This is a genomic window from Halohasta sp. A2, from assembly GCF_056175805.1.
The window spans coordinates 1-598 of sequence record NZ_JAQFWV010000192.1; the positions used below are offsets into that span (position 1 = coordinate 1).

General features: G+C 56.4%; 1 pseudogene. It reads right to left on the reverse strand.

Annotated features, from left to right (window positions below):
* Nucleotides 1-119: 119 nt before the first annotated feature.
* Nucleotides 120-598, reverse strand: a pseudogene (locus O2S87_RS18735) (transposase); the annotation flags it as partial.

Genomic DNA, 598 nt, shown 5'->3' on the forward strand with positions numbered 1-598 from the left:
GTGCTTCATTGATCGCGTCATCAAGCTCTTTTTCCGACAGATGTTTCACCAACTTGGTCCGACGAGAAGCCTTCATTAGCGCCTATACGCGCTCCGTAGATTCAAACATAGCGCAGACCACTCTCGCCGAGCGAGCGCTTTGTTGTTGAGTACGAGGTCTCGACCATCCAGCGCTGAGAATAGCCCTTTGTCCGGATGAGCGCGTTGTTCATGACTGCTTTCGGTGATGAACCACGGTAGTGCACAAGATAATCAACATCCAGTGCAGCAATCTCGTACTCGGTCTTCCAGTCTTGGAACCCGTTGTCGGCGGCAACGGTCAGCAGGTCGTCCGCGTTCCGGCGGACGACCTGCGGCCCTGTTTTCGTGTCATGCTTCCACCGAGCTGCGATATGGACATATAGAACAGCGAGCGACTCCACATCGGTTAGCGTCGTCACTTTCAGCGTTTGTACAGTGTTTCCTGACCGTTGGCGGAAGTACGACGACGAACGGCGGCGGTCGAAGAAGGTGCTGTCGAGTGCGGCGTGCCCAGACTGCGGGTGTTGCTGCGCTGAAACGCGCAGCAACGCCCGCCACACCCACATTTTCAGCCGGT